This is a genomic window from Segatella copri (assembly GCF_009494395.1).
GTDB lineage: Bacteria > Bacteroidota > Bacteroidia > Bacteroidales > Bacteroidaceae > Prevotella.
In genome coordinates, this window is sequence record NZ_VZCB01000084.1 from 25,501 (window position 1) to 42,209 (window position 16,709).

At 46.0% G+C, this 16,709-nt stretch carries 7 protein-coding genes; all 7 read right to left on the reverse strand.

Going from position 1 to position 16,709, the window contains the following annotated elements:
- Positions 1 to 124: 124 nt before the first annotated feature.
- Positions 125 to 1,834 (reverse strand): RagB/SusD family nutrient uptake outer membrane protein, encoded by a 1,710-nt coding sequence (locus F7D73_RS11995; protein ID WP_153125014.1) that lies wholly within the window; start codon positions 1,832 to 1,834, stop codon positions 125 to 127.
- 50 nt (positions 1,835 to 1,884) lie between these two features.
- Positions 1,885 to 5,163 carry a SusC/RagA family TonB-linked outer membrane protein gene (locus tag F7D73_RS12000; RefSeq protein ID WP_153125016.1) on the reverse strand — a complete coding sequence of 1,093 codons (3,279 nt, stop codon included), beginning with the start codon at positions 5,161 to 5,163 and terminating at the stop codon, positions 1,885 to 1,887.
- A gap of 301 nt (positions 5,164 to 5,464) precedes the next feature.
- Positions 5,465 to 7,255: a glycoside hydrolase family 43 protein gene (locus F7D73_RS12005; RefSeq protein WP_153125019.1), complete on the reverse strand. Its 1,791-nt coding sequence runs from the start codon at positions 7,253 to 7,255 to the stop codon at positions 5,465 to 5,467.
- 21 nt (positions 7,256 to 7,276) lie between these two features.
- The gene (locus tag F7D73_RS12010; RefSeq protein WP_153125021.1) at positions 7,277 to 9,307 is read right to left on the reverse strand and encodes a glycoside hydrolase family 28 protein; all 2,031 of its coding nucleotides are present in this window, start codon (positions 9,305 to 9,307) and stop codon (positions 7,277 to 7,279) included.
- A 204-nt stretch (positions 9,308 to 9,511) separates the two neighbouring features.
- The gene (locus F7D73_RS12015; protein ID WP_194256911.1) at positions 9,512 to 11,200 is read right to left on the reverse strand and encodes a DUF5123 domain-containing protein; all 1,689 of its coding nucleotides are present in this window, start codon (positions 11,198 to 11,200) and stop codon (positions 9,512 to 9,514) included.
- Positions 11,201 to 11,228: 28 nt separating this feature from the next.
- Positions 11,229 to 13,172, reverse strand: coding sequence for a RagB/SusD family nutrient uptake outer membrane protein (locus F7D73_RS12020; protein ID WP_153125024.1), 1,944 nt, complete (start codon positions 13,170 to 13,172; stop codon positions 11,229 to 11,231).
- Positions 13,173 to 13,191: 19 nt separating this feature from the next.
- Positions 13,192 to 16,440, reverse strand: a complete 3,249-nt coding sequence (locus F7D73_RS12025; protein ID WP_153125026.1) for a SusC/RagA family TonB-linked outer membrane protein — start codon at positions 16,438 to 16,440, stop codon at positions 13,192 to 13,194.
- Between the last annotated feature and the right edge of the window lie 269 nt (positions 16,441 to 16,709).

The following is a 16,709-nucleotide window of genomic DNA, read 5'->3' on the forward strand; positions in this document are numbered from 1 at the left end:
AAGGAGACAGGAAATGAAAAAAGACCGTAATCTCAAGATTCTTAATCCTAGATTACAGTCTTTAATTAAATAGTTTCTTTGTGTATGTCGTGGTGTTTATAAAAAACCTTCATCAAACCTTGTATTAATAACCAGGATTCTGGTCTGCTGATGTCAACATATCGTTGGCATCGATGGCAGCCTGTGGGATAGGGCGCAGAAGCTTCTCGCCTATATACTGGGCTGCCTTATCTCCCATTTCGTAGTTATACTTGGTGCAACGCTCAACCAATGTCTTGGTTCTGCGGAGATCCATCCAACGTGCCCCGTTACCGAAGTTCTCGCAAGCGCTCTCGTCAAGAATGTTGTCGATGGTGATTGTGCCTGTAAGTGCAGCAAGACCTGCACGCTGGTGAACTTCATTGAGGCGAGCCAATGCCTTGGTGTTATCGCCAGCCTTGAGGTAAGCCTCTGCTGCTACGAGAAACATCTCTGGCAATGTGATGATATGGATATCGCGATAGCAGGTATTCTTCTGGTTAGAAGCTGTATGGCTGTCATCAAACTTCTTGCAAGGATTTGAACCGTAAACCAACTGCTGGTTGTCGTAATAATCCATATCCTTGCCATCCATATTCTGTGCCTCCTTGGTCTTTGAATCCATCGGGATGCGGTAGGTATTCGCTCTGTTGGCTGGATCTTCTGCCTTCCATGCAGCAAAGTCTGCATCAGTTTCATACCATGCAGAATAGTAACGGGTTACAGGATATCCCTTCAGAGTCTCACCATTCTTATACCAGGTCCAGTAGCCTGTGCCTGCGGCATTGCCCTTGTTTACATCCGGCAATTCCTTCATGAAGGTAGCATCGTAACGCAGGTCACCCTTCTGGAAGCAATGCAAGGCATAGAGAGTTGGTACATAACTGGAAGTTGTTGCCTTGATAGGATCCTCGGCTCCACCCAGATAGTTGCAGTAGTAGCCGCTCCATTCTGTACCACCAGATGTGGTATTATTGGCTGTTGCCAGATCATATTCTACATCCCAGAGGAACTCTGCGTTATCATCGCCAGAACCATCTGCCTTCCAAAGGCTGGCAAATGGTGTGGTCAACTTTCTGCCTGCAATTACCTCATCGGCAAGAGAAGCTGCCTTGGCAAAGTATTCCTGCTTGCCGAGGTCCCATGCTGCTGAGAGATAGGTCTTGGCAAGGATAGCCTTGGCTGTTTCCTGACTGATGCGGCCGCCACCCTTGGTTGCTGTTGATGCCTCGAGTACGTTCTGGCTGATGACATCCTCCAATTCGCTGATGATGTAGTTATATACTTCTTCTGCAGAAGACTTAGGATATCCGGTTTCTGCAGAAGTTAGGAAATCCTTCATGATAGGTACACCTCCAAAGTTGTTTACCAGGAGATAGTATTCATATGCTGCAAGCACGCGTGCCTCGCCCACGAGCTTGTTCTTCAAGGCATCATCTATCTTAGCGCTCTGTGCATAGTAGGATACTGAATTAGCTGCACGGATACCTGCATAGAGATAAGTATAGAGATTCTTAATATCACCATTTTCAGGAGTCAAGGTCTCATAAGTGTTCAATGCCTCATTCATCTTGTTTCGAGCATCGGCATACATATCTGTTCCTGCAGAAAAGCAGCTGGTGAACAGAGGTGCTGCATAGATGTTCTGCAGACGCTGATAGGCATCATTTACCAAAGTGTTGAAGCCATCTTTGGTTGCGAAAGTTTGTTTGTCGCTCACATTCGACTTGTTTTCTGCGTCCAGGAAGTCGCTACAGCTGGTCATGGTGCCCATGCAGCAAGCAGCGAGAGCTACGCTATATAATATCTTTTTCATAATTGTTTCCTTTTTTTTATATGAAGTTTAGAACTTAATTGGGATGAAGCTTAGAACTTCAAGTTGACACCAAACTGATAGGTTACAGATGATGGACCACCGTTCTGCAAGCTCTGTGAAGCCCACTCAGGGTCGAAGCCCTTGTAGTTGGTGAAGCAGAATGGGTTCAGGATATTCATGTAAACACGAAGGGTTCTGATTCCAGCCTTGCTCACTACGTTCTTTGGCAAGGTGTACCCTAGGGTGATGTTCTTTACCTTGGTGAATGAAGTCTTCTGATACTGGAAGCCTTCTCCCTTGGCTGAACCCTTGTCACCGAAATAACCACCCATAGATGTATCGCTGTTGTTTGGATAAGGATACTTTCCGTAGTGGGTCTCTGTGGCGGTTGTAATCTCACCTGTCTCATGATTGATGATTGGTGCTCCTGCAGGGATGTAGTAATCCAACTTCATGTGGGCATTACCACGGTCGCTATACTTCATATACTTCTCATGGAAATAGCTACGAGACCAGAATCCGCTCTTGGTATAGAACATGATGGAGAAGTCGAAGCCCTTGAAATAGATATTTGTAGAGAGGCTTCCTGTCCAGCGTGGATCGGTGCAACCATAAATCTGCTTATCACTGTCATCAATCTTACCGTCATCGTTCCAGTCATTAACGGCTACCTGGCCTTCATACCACTTGTATTTCTTGCCATACTTGTCGTAGAATTCCTTTAGGGTATAGTGCTTGTCACCATTCATAGTGTGCATGGTTACACCCTTGTCAGTGATAACTTCTGTATGGGTATAATCGCGGAGTACGTTCAATGGCTCGCCGATGAACCAGTTGTTGGCAACTTCATCAATCTTACCATTACTCAACTCCTTGATTTTGTTCCAGTTGCGGGCAAAGTTCACGTTGGCACTCCAGGAGAAATCCTTTTTGTTGATGATATTGAACTGCAAGCCCAACTCGATACCTCTGTTCTGAACAGAACCTACATTGAAGGTAGATGTCTTCTCACCAGTTTCCAAAGGCACTGAACGCGACATAATCTGACCATCAGAAAGACGGTTGTAGAAGTCGGCAGTTACATTGATGCGATTCTTTAGGAAACTCAAGTCGAGACCGAGGTCGAATTCCTTTACCTTCTCCCAGATGAGGGCTGTGTTCACCAATCCGTTAGGGTGATAGCCCTGTACTTCGGTACCACCGAGTGTCACGTATGTAGGACCTGTAGCAGAGGCGATAGTTACATAGTCTCCCACATTGTTGTTACCTGTTACACCATAAGATACACGGAGTTTGGTATTATCGAGCCAAGAACTGAATTGCTTCATCCATGCCTCATCAGAAATACGCCATGCTGCAGCTACAGATGGAAACCATCCCCAGCGATTGCCATCGGCAAAACGGGAACTACCGTCGGCACGGAGTGTAGCTGTTGCCATATATCTTCCCTTGTAAGAATAGTTGGCACGGAAGGCGAATGATTCCAAAGATGACTCGTTGTATGAGCTGGAGAGATTCTTGTCACCGCTGGCAGAACTCTGGTTGTGGAAGGTGGTATGGTCGTTGGCGATACCCTTAGCTTCCTCATACTGATACTCAGTATTGCTTTTATAGAGTGAGAAGAGGGCCATGGCACCAATGTTGTGGTCACCAAAAGTCTCGTTATAGTCTATTTGGTTATCCCAGGTCCAATCCATCCGGCTGGTGTTTGCAACAGATGCAAAGTTGGTCTTGTTCTTCTGATAATAGGTAGAACCTACATCGTTACCCTCGTTGATACCTGTAGCATAGAAGATGCCCTGGCGCTTGTGAGAATAGTTTGGAGAGAATGTTGTGGTAAACTTCAATCCCTTCATGATATTGGCACGTAGATACAGGTTACCCATCATGGTATATTTCTTGGTCTCGTTGGTATAGTTACCATCATAGAGGTCAATCAATGGGTTGTAGGTGGATGTGAACTGTGCATCAGACCCGAAGGCTGCCTTGGCACCCGGGTTAGGAATCAGATTGCCATCTGCATCTGTAGGAGATACGAATGGGTTGAAATAGAATGCATTCACGTATGGTGAATAAGTTCCATCAGTACATACGTCTTCTGTACTGCTCATAGATAAGTTGACAGAGAATCCTGCATCAAATATCTTGGAAAGCTTGGCATCCATGGCACCCTTCAGATTGAAACGCTCATAGTCATTGCCTTTGAATACGTTTTCCTCGCCCTGATAACCCATACCTACACGGTAGTTTACCTTATCTGTAGCACCTGCAGCACTGATGAAGTGGTTCTGCTGAGCAGCTGTGCGGGTTACCATCTTCTTCCAGTCGTAACCGTCGAAGCTTGGATCCATCATCAGTTCGTAAAGCTTTGAATCCTTGTAGCTGGTTCCTCCCTTGCGGGTCAGGAAGGCTGAATTCAAGTCGGTATCCTTGATGATGTAGTGTGGATGTCCATCGGCATCAACACCCTTACGGCTTGAGCCATCGTAGCTCTTACCATCGAGAGTGGTATATCTGGCAAAACGGTAATCCATGAATTCATTGGCACCCATCAATTCCGGCATGCGGGCAAGCTTTTTCACACCATAATATCCATCGTAGGAGATGGTGGCCTTCTGAGCCTTGTCTGCGCCCTTGCTGCCCTTAGTCGTAATCATGATGACACCGGCAGAAGCACGGGAACCGTAGATGGCGGTAGATGAAGCATCTTTCAATACATCGATGCGGTCGATATCGTCTGGATTTAGAAAGTCCATGTTGTCACAAACTACACCATCGATTACATAGAGAGGCTGAGCCTGCTTGTTGATGGAAGCTTGACCACGAACCTGGATATTGAAGCCTGCGCCTGCACGGCTACCTGACTGGGTAATGTTGACACCAGGTACAGAACCCTGCAAAGACTCTGCAAGATTGGTTGTGCCACGAGCTGCAATCTTATCAGAGTTGATAGATGCAATAGAACCGGTGACATCTCTCTTACGCATGGTGCCGTAACCCACAACAACGACCTCGTCAAGAGCTGCGTTGTCATCTTCGAGCGTAATGTTCCATGACTTTTGACCTCCTACTTTGATTTTTTGTGTTTTGCAGCCTATATAGCTGAATGTAAGAACCGTGTTAGGTTCTACGTTTTGGATAGTAAAGTTACCATCCAAGTCTGTGATTCCACCAGCTTTACCGTTTTGGTCGGTAATGGTAACACCAATCATTGGCTCGCCATTAGAATCCTTCACTGTACCCTGTATTGTTTTCTGTTGTGCAAACGCACCAATACAAACAGAGCCTAAAGCAAGTGCCATGCTGGCACGTTTAAGTTGTTGATACATAATGATGTTGTTTTATAGGTTATATTACTTTTAAATATTTGTTTGGTCTTTTGAATTTACTGGCAATTGTTGTCGTGTATTATTCTTCTAGATCAATAGGAATCAGAGATTATTATTTAGTTTTTCTTTGATTTCGTCGTCAAAAGTAATAAAAATATCGTTATCTTGTATAGATTTTGATGGAAATTGTTACGTAAACGTTTTCGTAATTCTGTAGAATTACCAGATTTTTTAGTACAGAAATAAGGGTACAGAAAACCCCGCAGGCAGAAAAATCATCTGCCTGCGGGGTAAATAGGAGTTATTTTTCGAAATGTATCCAGTCGATGTCGAAGAAGGCTGCGTCGTTCTTCTTGGCTGTGCGGGTATTGAAGAAACCGAGTTTCGCTCCAATCCATTTGCCTTCGCGCACAGTAAACGGATTGCCTATCTTGATAAACTTCTTGCCATCCAGACTGTAGCTCCATTCTGCGATAGCCTGTATCTGGTTGGCGATGCCCTCGCTGTGTACTTTTACACGGAGCCATACATCCTGAGTAGCGATGCGGGATGAAGGAATATCATCTACCGCATACTTCACGGTGTAAGGTTTAGGCAGCTTGCTGGTCTTGATGGCTACCTGCTTTACCACCTTCTCTTCCTTTCCTTTGTCAGCTTTTTCACAAGTTACATATTGCAATACAACACCTTCTTCCTTGGTGTCTACAAACTTGAGGGCTGCATAATCCATTCCCTGCATAATCATACCTGCGCTTTCGCCCAATACCTTATCATTCTCCTTGTAAGCCTCTGTGCGGTTAGGAATGAACTTAACCTTGGCTGTGGCTGTGAAATTCTCTGTAGGGAACTTCTGAAGCAGAAGGTTAGGCAGATCATAGAGGTTCTTTACATCTTCTGCCTGTTGCACACCATAGAGACGCAACTTGGAATTCTTGGCATCGCAGAAGTACCAGTACTGACTGTAAGGACCATTCCACTGCCATTGCAGTCCGAGATCTAAGCTGTTGAAATCATCCGATTCCTTAGGCTGGAAGTTTCCGCTTGATGGCAAGTTTGGCTTCTTCCATTGCTGAACTGGATCTCCGCATCCGTCACCGTCCTTGTCGTCTCCGATAACCAGCCAGTCGTTTACCCATCTGGCTGGTTGCAGATGAACCACACGACCATAAGCATGCTTATCCTGGAAGTGGAGGAACCAGTCTTCGCCGTTCTGGGTATCTACCCATGCCCCCTGGTGAGGGCCGTTTACCTTCTTGTTCTTTCCCTGTGCCATACCCACATACTCCTCGTAAGGACCGTATGGATTCTTGGAACGCAGTTCTACCTGCCAGCCATACTTCACTCCGCCCGCAGGGCTCATGATGTAATAGTAGCCGTTACGCTTATAGAACTTGGTACCTTCGATAGTAGGCTGGTCTTCATGCCCATCGTATACGATGCGTGAAGGACCGATAACTTTGGTTCCGTCTGGTGACATCGGAGCTACGAAGAGCACCGATTTGATGCCGGCTCTAGAACCTGCGCAGCCATGCGACAGATAAGCCTTTCCGTCTTCATCCCAAAGAGGGCAGCAGTCGATAAGACCTTTTCCCTTCATCACCCAAGTGATAGGTTCCCATGGACCACGAGGATCTTGTGTCTTGGTCATGAAGAGACCCTGATCAGGGTCGCCGCAATAGATGTAGAACCATCCGTCGTGATAGCGGATAGAGGGTGCCCATACGTAGTTGCCATGCTGAACTTTCTTGCGCCAGTCCAGGTCGGTACCCTGATACTCTGGCAGAACAGGATAGTCGTCGAGTAGGGCAGCGCCGATAATCTCCCAGTTTACCAGGTCGGTACTGTGCAGAATCTGCAGACCAGGGAAACACTGGAAGGAAGAGGAAGTCATATAGTAGTCATTGCCCACACGACATACATCTGGGTCAGAGTAGTCGGCGTCAATCACCGGATTGCGATACATTCCGTTCTTCAGGTTCGGATTCCATGTATGTGATGTTGCCTTCTGGGCGTTTACCCCCATCGCTGTGAGCGGAGAACTCAAAGCGATGGTTGCGAGAAGGCACAGGAGTGAATGATATTTTATTTTCATTGTTACCGATGTTTAAATGAATTATTTAGCTACGTATTTCTTGTTGTTGTAGATATAGATACCTTTTTTGAGACCTTGCAGGTCTTCTGCCTTGGCATTGAGCTTTACCATGCGACCGCTGAGGTCGTAAATGTTGTTATTGTTTACCTTGGCGGTTAAAACAACATTACTGATACCGGAACTAGTTACCTTTACACCTTTCAGAGTGATAACCCAAGCGGCTTGTGCATTTTGTGGTGTGAAGATAAGAGCGCCTGTAGCTGGAGTGTCTAGAGTAATATCAAACATTGTGCTCGTATCCGTTTGGGTTGTACGGCTAGGGAACACGTATTTATCTCTGGCAAAGGTTGTTCCGTTCAGTTCGCCGAGATAACAGGTCTTGTTGTCTTCATTGGCATATCCTGCAAATGTAGCCGATGTAATGGTAATATTCTCGGGCAGGTTGATGGTAAACTGTACGCCCTTGCTGTACTTGATGGTATTGTTTTTAGCTGTAGCGTAACCTTTGCTGCTCTCTATGCTGCAACCGTTATTGAACGTCCATGGTGATGGATCACTTGAAGAAGAGGTGCAGGTTGATGCATCCAGAATATAGCTTACTTCTGTTGTCTCACCTGGGTTTGGAGTGGGATTTGGATTTGTACCAGCCCCTGTTGCATCACATTGGTCGTCTACCGTAGAATCGTACTGGCGAATCCAAAGTTTGCCTGACTGGCATGTAATCTTAGAATTATTCTTGAATACGAGATTATCTACGAAACGGATGTCGATACCTTTCTTGGCAGAAATCTGCACGTTGTCGAGTGTCACGTTCTTGATGTGGCTCTCTGGGCGGCCAATCAGGAAGATAGCATTGCCCTCGCAAACATCTGTAGTCTTCACGTTCTGAAGCAAGATGCCGTTGTAGGTTGGGGTAGTGCTATCTAAAGCTCTTGCATTAGCCTTGTCTACCGCAGGATCGCTGTTGTAGTTCTTGTCGTAGAAGCAGTCCATAGAGAAAGGATTCTTCACGTTGGTCATGGTGAAGTTGCTGAACTTCCAGTCTTCCTCTCCATTGCCGCGTAGTGTACCGTCGCTATTGATACCCGTCTTCATACGGATACCTGCTGTTGTTCCGTTCATGTCGATATAGTCGAACCATACATGCTTGATGTTCTTGGTGTAGCTACCGATAGAAGCACCATGTCCTGTACCGAACTTGCAGTTCCAGACATGGATGTACTGTGCATCGTTGTCGCAAACCACGTTATCATCACCTGTACTGATGTTGCAGTTATAGATATTCATGTGGTGTCCCCAGATAGAGATACCGTCTGTGTTATGAGAAGGCTGTTCTGTCTTGGTTTCTGAAGAAGGGTTATAGATGGTTACATCATGAACAGTACCATTGTTGGCTCCATTGCTGTTACTCAAGGTAATGTTGACACCCGGAGTATTCTGGACCTTGAGATTGCGAATCAGGAATCGGCTGCCTTTCTCGAAACGGATCATCGCTCCTGGATTGAAGGTCTCCTTGTTATCGCGAGCCTTCCACCAGCGGGTTCCCTGACCGTCAATAATAGAAGTTTCACCTTCACCCTCTATAACAATGTCGCTTTGGTTCTTGTTCTTGCAACCAATGAATACAGTCTTATTGTTTGGAGCCTTGCCGTATTCTACGAGCTTCAAGGTTGCTCCAGCGCAAAGGTGGAGTACTGTCTTAGACTTGATGCTGAGCACCTCTGTCTTGCTGGTCATCTGGTCTGTGCTACCAAACATCCAGGTACCCGCAGGTATTACGACCATACCGCCAGTTGAAGGAACTGCATCAAGCGCTTTCTGGATAGCCTTGGTATTATCTGCAGCAGATGTTGAGGCACCATAATCCTTGATGTTAAACGTATTTGCCGAAGTGATAGCAGGCAACTGAGGCAAGTTGACAGCAGTCCAACCCGCAGGGGTATTTTGTGCATTCTGCTCAGCAGTGATGCCGGCAAAAGTTTGTGCCTTAGCAAAGAAAGGCACAGCCATGAGTGCAGCGAGCACGATGGTTTTGATCATTTTTCTATTCATATTTTTTAGGCTTAATTTCTTTTTGCAAAGTTACTACTTTTCTTTTGATTACTGATGCAATCAATGTATAAAAAACACGAAAACGATTACGCAATTCATCTGCTATCATCGTTGTTTATAACAATAGTAGAAAATAAAAAGTGCAATGCTCCATATAAGCATTGCACTTTTCTTAAATTTATATGAGATGTTAATCCTTGTGGATTAATCCTCTACTACATACCAGCGTGGGTCACCAGCCTTTTCCTTCAAAGTTCCAGCCTTGATGGTAAAGTCGCCATTGGTTGGGTCCTTGAACAACTGGGTAGAGCTGAACTCTGTATCATTCACGCCCTTAATCACCTTGAAGAAGTCTGTTGTTCTGAAGCTGTTTACTACAGTTGCTGGAGTCTTGCTTCTGATGTTCTTGTTGGTAACTTCATCAGCACTCTTACCGAAGATACAGTTCTCAATAGTGAAGGTGCTTGGTCCGAATGTGTCAACGTTGAAGTCAACGAAGAACTGGCCGTTACCATTACAGTTGTAGAATGTGCTGTTCTTGATGGTGATGTCCTGCATATCTGTCTTCTTGCTGAAGATAAATACCTTACCGGTTACACAGATACTGTTGAATGTACAGCCGTCAATCTCTACGTTGTCGAGATGACCTTTACCGCTGCCTGCATCAATGTGGATGAAACCATAACCTGCACAGAGTTTGGTGAAGATACTGTTCTTCAAGGTAAGTTTGCCGATAGACTTAGCATCACTTCCCTGGATACGGAAGAATGATGTTTTGATATTGCTAACCTCGCAATCCTCCAAAGTGAACTCGCTTATGGTACAAGCCTTGCTCTGGTTGATGAAGTAGCCAGCACCATTCTCTTCCAATTTCACGTTCTGGAACTTGATGAATGCATGAGAACCTGCAACATCGAAGTTCTTGTCAAGATTGATGGTAGGCGCATCACCACCTGCCAAACCGAAGAATGTAACAGACATTCCGTCTGGGATGGTTACGTTGGTCTTGCCACCATCTGAATCATTTGTGCCGTAGAGAGAAACTGTGGCACCAGCAGGAATACCGATAGTTGCACTATAGTTAGTCTCGTTTCCTGCTGCAGCTTTGGCCTGCTCTGCAATCTCTTCAATGAGAGTCTGGGAGATAACATTCACATCGCTTGGGAGCGTATACTTATAGTTTGCAGATGGCATTGCTGCAGGTGTAGTGAATTGCAACTGACCACGTTTTACATCGTTATTATATAAGGTGGCGATGTAAGTGGTTGTTGGCTTCACGTTAGAGTAAGTAACTTTACCAGCAGCAATTTGGTCTGCGGTAAGTTCATGCTTGCTCTTATCCTCTGGATCTGCTGCGTTGACAATTGTGATATGGGTAACTGTAGCACCTGGAGTCCAAGAGAAATTAACGTGGTCTTCAAAGAGGTCGGCTGTAGTAAGCTCGTTGAATAACTGTTCAGCCTTTGTCTTGAAAGATGAACCATCCTTGTAGTAAACCCATTTAGACTCGTTAGCAGTTGAAGACATAGCCTTTACACGCATGTAGTACTTGCTGTCGCCATCGAGACCTGAGAGAACTACTGGAGAAGAAGTCAAGGTCTTATCTTCTCCGAACTTGATGATGTTAGCATTCTCAACACCCTCGTAAAGAGAGTCCTTGCTTACCTCGAATACATAGTACTCTGGTGAAGGAACTGCTTTTGATGTGAAGGCAGAGAATGTAACAGTAGCTGATGTTTCGGCAGTTTCAACGGTGATTTTGTCACCGTTGAGACCGAACAATCTTGACAGGCTGCCATCTACGTCCCAGTCATTGCCATCGGTACAAGAAGTAGCCGACAGAGTCAATGCCATCATAGATGCTGTGCCCAATATGTTTTTAATGCTCTTCATTTTCTTGTCTTTTTTGATTAAAGATGAATTAGTCTGCATAACCATAAGAGTTGTGAATCTTACCGTTGGTTGCAGAGATGGTTGTAGAAGCGATTGGCATGAGATAGCGGTTCTTCACTGCTACGTTATCGCCAACCAAACCGCTGCTGATAGATGGCAGGTTTACGTCAACCTGTGTATCTGAACCAGAATCCAACTTAGCTGCACCGAATGAGTCGATACTGCCTTCGTAGTCAGCAGACGTCTTTCCGTCAGGAATACCATACCATGTTACGCTAGAGAAGTCAATCTTGGTTTTCTTCTCATCCAGGTAGTTGAAGTAGATGGTCTTCTGGTAAGTACCGTCTGCAAGTTCTTCCAGGTAAGTCTGCTTGAACTCATTAATCTTTTCTGCGAGGAGGTTCCAACGAATCAGGTCGTACTTGCGGATACCTTCACCTGCAAACTCCCACATGTTCTCCTGAACGAGAGCATTGAAAAATGCGTCCTTGTCAGAAGCAATGTTGTTGACGTATGCCTTAGCTTCATTCTTGTCAGCCTGGTTGAAGGCACGGGTGTGTACTGCTTCCAAAGCCTGGCGGGCTGTCATGCCGTTTGCTGAACCTTCGTAGTTGGCATCAGGGTTACCTGCCAACTCGTTCATGCACTCAGCATAGTAGAGCAATACCTGAGCGTAGCGCATCTTCACAGGATTGATACCTGTAGTGTGCTTAGCTGTTGCCTTCAGGTTGTTCTGCAACCAGGTGTTGTTCATCTTGCGGGCATCCCACTTACCTACATACATACCGAAAGGAGCATTCTTCAGCATGTTCTCAACAGTGTTGCTGCCATCCTGCTTGATTTCGAAGTTGGCGCAGGTGATGTCACGGCGTGTATCCTTCTTGTCGTAAGAATAGAGCAGAGGTGCAGTAACCTTCATCTTACCAGATGAGTTGCCATAGCCGTATTCTGTTGTAACACCATTCATGCGGACACCTACTGTGTAACCCAACTCTCCTGTTACGTTCTCACCGAAAGGAATCTCGAAGAGGTTCTCGTGGTAAGTCTTGTCGAGAGAGAGCTGGTTAATCAAGTACCACTCGTTCTCGAAAGATGGGTTGAGGTTGTGAGTATTGTCGTTGATGATAGCAGACCAGTGCTTCAGGGCACGCTCGTAGAGAGCCTTGCGGTCTGCTGCACCAGGGCGCTGTGTTGGATAAGTAGCATCGCTGTAAGATGCTGTCTCATATCCGTCCTTTTCCTTCTCGCGAATCACGTAGCCAGCACGTGTCATGGCAATCTGTGCCAGAAGAGCGTGAGCATAACCCTTGGTTGTGCGCTCTGTGGTATAGCCTGTTGCCTGGTCTGCCCATGGCAAGTACTCTATAGCCTCATCCAGGTCGTTCATCAGGGAATCCATGATTACGTCGCGGTCGGTCTTCTCCAGATAAGCGTTGCTCAAGTCTGACTTTGATGCCTCTCTCTTGAACGGAATATCACCAAAGATACGAACCAAGTCGAAGTAAACCATGGCACGGATGGTGAGCGCTTCGCCGAGGCTGCGTTCCATAGACTTCTGGTTAGCACCGCCAGCTGTTAATGTAGCGCTGCTGCGGATACCCTCAATAATCTGGTTGGCATCCTCGATGATACCATACTCAGCATCCCATACGCCGCTGATCTTGCTCCATCCCGGGTCCATGTTATAGTTCATGTTACCACGTTCACTTGAGGTGTTGGTAGCATTGCTTCCAAGACCGTCAATCAATTCGCAGTCGCTGTTCAGGTTCCATACGATAGACAAGTCCTGTGCGTAGGTACGGTCCTGTCCCATGCCACCATAGAGCTTATTGACGCGAAGATTGGTATAATAAGGTGAGGCGTAGGTATTCTCAGCAGTCATCTCTGATGGAGATGTCTGATCCAGGAAGTCGGAGCATGAAGACAATCCTAATACGCCTGCCAATGCAAATGCATATAATATCTTGTTCATTGTTATTATCTTATAAATTTTAGAATGTAACATTAATACCACCTACGAAGGTGCGGCTCTTTGGATAAGCTGCATAGTCGATACCTGGGGTCATTGGGTTCTTCTTTGAACTTGTATCAACCTCTGGATCGTAGCCTGAGTAGTTGGTGAAGCAAAGCAGGTTGTAACCTGTGAAGTAGATGCGTACGTTCTGCATGTAGCACTTGTTTACCCACTTCTTTGGCAAGGTGTAACCCACTGTTACGTTCTGAAGGCGCAGGAATGATGCATCTTCTACAGCATAGCTGATGAGCTGCATGGTTGATACGCCTGCTGGATTGTAGATATTGGCGTTGGCATTGATCTCGTTCAAGCGGTTCATCACGTTCTCTACACCACCATATTCTGCGATGAGGCTAGCTGATGGGCGACCGATGTTGTTACCGTTGGCTGGGTCAATCCAGGTATAGCGGTTGCCTACGTTGAAATCATCTACAAGGTTATAGTTCTTGGCTGAACCAGCGTAGAATGAGTTGGCAAGCTTGGTACCGTTCACAAGCTTATTGCCCAATGAGTAGTTGAAGAACAGGTTGAAGTCGAGGTTACCAACGTGACCGTCAAAGCCGAAACCACCTGTTGTGGTAGGTACGGTGTTGCCCAGACGCTGCTTCACTGCATCACCATTCTCGTCAACTTCTACCTTGGCAACGCCTGGATAGAGGTTACCGCCGAAGAGCTTGTAGCTGTTGTCCTTTACGCCTTCTGCCAGTGCCCAAGTGCCGTTGGCTTTCAATACCAAGTCACCCTTGCCTGTTGCGGCATCATACACGGTGTAGAAACCGTTGCTCTTGTAGCCCCAAAGCTCACCGAGGCGACCGCCTTGCTCTACGCGGAAGTCTTCGTACTTGGCAATGGTAGAACCGCTCCAATTAGAACTCTGCCATGGGTTCTCCATGTTCAACTCGTCAATCTTGTTCTTGTTGTAAGATACGTTGAAGTTGAAGTTCAAACCAAAGTTCTTCTTGTCTACGATTACAGCATTGAGCGCCAACTCAACACCCTTGTTAGAGGTCTTACCGAAATTCTGGAACTGGTAAGAGTAACCTGTGTTGGCAGGAACGATACTTTGCATCAAGAGGTCCTTGGTGGTATTCCAGTAGAAGTCCAATGTACCGCTGATGCGACCGTTGAAGAAACCGTAGTCGATACCGAAGTTACGGGTCACTGTGGTTTCCCACTTCAAGTCTGGATTATAGAGATATTTACCATGCTCAAGCATAGAAGCTCTGTTCTCATCGAAGAATGGAGCCTTTGATGTGTTGTCTGCCATTGAGTAGGTGGTAGTCAGCAAACCAGAGTTGATACGGTTGTTACCTGCTGTACCGAAGCTCAGACGAGCCTTCAGGTTAGAAAGCCAGCTGGAAGCACCCTTCAGGAATTCCTCGTCAGACATACGCCAAGCCAAGGCTGCTGATGGGAAGAGACCCCAACGGTTGTCCTTGCCAAACTTGCTGGAACCATCGGCACGAAGTGTAAATGTTGCTAAATACTTGTCGTTGAGCGTATAGTTGATACGGCCGAAGTAAGAGAGAATGTTCTCCTCAGCCTTGATGTTACCCTCGTTAGGAAGCGCTGTACCTGCTGCTGTGTTAGCCAATACCTCGTTCAATGTGAATGAAGTTGGGAAGGCTACAGAAGTATTGGTACGGGTTACGTCCTGGCTGCTGCTCCATTCCTGACCAACCAATACATTGATGTGGTCACGACCATGGAAAAGCTTCTTGTTGTCGTAAGTCAATGTATTTGCATTACGCCAGTTCTTGTTCTCCAAACGAACGAACTGTACCTGTGGCTGACCGTTGTAACCATACTTAGAGTTGGTGGTTGCATTAGAACCCCAAACCTGGTCGGTATTGTTGTACTTCCAACCATAGCCGAACTCAGAGCGGAATGTGATGTTCTTGAATGGCTTCCAGTTCAAGCCTACGTTGTAGTTCTGCTGGAAACGCTCCTGATACTTATAGGTATCGGTGATACGCTCTGTTGGGTTACGGCGTGTTGATGTGCTGTTCTCCTCATCATCGTCTGATGTGCCGGAGAGAGGCTCTACCGGGTTCCATCTTACGGTGTTGGCAACAACTGAGTTTGCTGCACTCGACTCGTTGGTATCTGCACCACCATTCAAACCGTCCAGTTTTGTGAAAGCCATACGGCCATTGAAGTCGAGAGACAACCACTTGTTCAAGTTGGCATTGATCTTGGCGTTTACATTGTTCTTGGCATAGCCAGAACCCTGCATGATGCTCTTCTCGTCGTTGTGAGAAAAACCGATGTTGTATTTCAGGTCCTTGGTACCACCGCTTACGTTCACGTTATACTGCTTCTGGTTACCTGTACGGCCGAATACCTCATCCTGATAGTCACGTCCTTCGATAGACTTCCAGATGTCGAGGTCGTTGTAGTTACCATAGTCAGTGCTACCCAACTCATACTGATAGTATGCATAGTCGTATGGAGACATAGTCTTTACCAACTTAGATACTTTCTTGTAGCCGAGAGAAGCATTGAAGTTCACCTGGGTCTTGCCCTCAGAACCGCTCTTGGTTGTAACGATGATAACACCATTGGCACCACGGGCACCATAGATGGCTGTAGAGGAAGCATCCTTCAACACGTCGATGCTCTGGATTTCGCTAGGAGCGATGTCGCTGATAGAGCTTACAGGGAAACCGTCAACGATGTAGAGTGGAGAGTTGTCCTGAGAAAGGGAACCGCCACCACGCACGCGAATCTTCACGTCAGCATCTGGTGAACCTTCGGTGGTGGTGATGTTCACACCCGCCATCTTACCGGTCATCGCCTCGCTTACGTTAGATACAGGAATATTGGCAATCTGCTTGTCGCTGATAGAAGATACAGAACCAGTGAGGTCCTTCTTTCTAACTGTACCATAGCCGATTACAACCACGTCGTTGAGGGTGGTGTTGTCATCCTCGAGCTTGACGTCGATAGTTTCTTTACCTGCAACGCTTACTTCCTTTGCTTTCATACCGATGTATGAAATCTTCAGTTTCTTGCTCTTGCCTTTTAAGTTTACTGTGAAGTTACCGTCAATGTCGGTCACGCCACCATTGCCAGCTACACCTACCTCCATGACAGATGCGCCGATGATTGGCTCGCCCGTATTGTCAGTAACAACTCCTTTTACCGTTTGCGCAGAGACGCTTGTTACCATGAACATGAGCGCACCTGCAAGCGCAATCTTCTTTCTGTTATAATTACCAGACATACACTTATAGGTTAGATTATACTATTATAAAATTTGTTTTCTTACTCTCGATTTGTACGTTTAAGTAGACAAAAACCGCTGTGCAAAAAATACGCATTTATAGCGCAATTTTATGCACAGTCTGTTTTTTTCGTTTGCAAATATAGGTAAAAAAAATGAATTACGTTAAAGATTCACGTGAAAATAATACGTAAACGTTTGCTTAAAGATTGTTTTTAACATAAAAACCCCTATAGTTAACTGCTCAGTACCCCTATGAGCATAACTTC

Bases quoted from the DNA above. Each gene is read 5' to 3' on its own strand.
- F7D73_RS12015 (WP_194256911.1), bottom strand. From the start codon at position 11,200: ATGAAGAGCATTAAAAACATATTGGGCACAGCATCTATGATGGCATTG.
- F7D73_RS12025 (WP_153125026.1), bottom strand. From the start codon at position 16,440: ATGTCTGGTAATTATAACAGAAAGAAGATTGCGCTTGCAGGTGCGCTC.
- F7D73_RS11995 (WP_153125014.1), bottom strand. From the start codon at position 1,834: ATGAAAAAGATATTATATAGCGTAGCTCTCGCTGCTTGCTGCATGGGC.
- F7D73_RS12010 (WP_153125021.1), bottom strand. From the start codon at position 9,307: ATGAATAGAAAAATGATCAAAACCATCGTGCTCGCTGCACTCATGGCT.
- F7D73_RS12020 (WP_153125024.1), bottom strand. From the start codon at position 13,172: ATGAACAAGATATTATATGCATTTGCATTGGCAGGCGTATTAGGATTG.
- F7D73_RS12005 (WP_153125019.1), bottom strand. From the start codon at position 7,255: ATGAAAATAAAATATCATTCACTCCTGTGCCTTCTCGCAACCATCGCT.
- F7D73_RS12000 (WP_153125016.1), bottom strand. From the start codon at position 5,163: ATGTATCAACAACTTAAACGTGCCAGCATGGCACTTGCTTTAGGCTCT.